The sequence below is a fragment of the Jeotgalibacillus marinus genome (assembly GCF_040801915.1).
Taxonomy (GTDB): domain Bacteria; phylum Bacillota; class Bacilli; order Bacillales; family Jeotgalibacillaceae; genus Jeotgalibacillus; species Jeotgalibacillus marinus.
In genome coordinates this window covers 1-252 of record NZ_JBFMIA010000228.1, presented here as the reverse complement: position 1 = coordinate 252, position 252 = coordinate 1, and the positions used below count along the sequence as shown (strand labels likewise).

The following is a 252-nucleotide window of genomic DNA, read 5'->3' as shown; positions in this document are numbered from 1 at the left end:
AAAAGGGAGGGGAAGGGGGGAAAGAGGGAAAAGGAGGGGAGGAGAAAGGAGGGAGAGGGGGAGGAAGAAAAGGAAAAAAAGAAAGGAGAGGGGAGGGAGGAGGGAGGGGAGAGGAAGGGAGGGAGGGGAGAGGAAAAAAGAGAGGGGGGGGGAGGAGAAGAGAAGGAAGGGGAGGAGGGGGGGAGGAAAGGAGGGAAAAGGAGGAAAGGGGAGGAGGGAGGGGAGGGGAGGAGGGGGGAAGAGGGGGAGGGA

At 61.1% G+C, this 252-nt stretch carries 1 protein-coding gene; it reads left to right on the top strand.

Going from position 1 to position 252, the window contains the following annotated elements; all coding sequences use genetic code 11:
* Positions 1–252: hypothetical protein (locus tag AB1471_RS19070; protein ID WP_367781022.1), on the top strand; the 252-nt coding region annotated here is incomplete at both ends.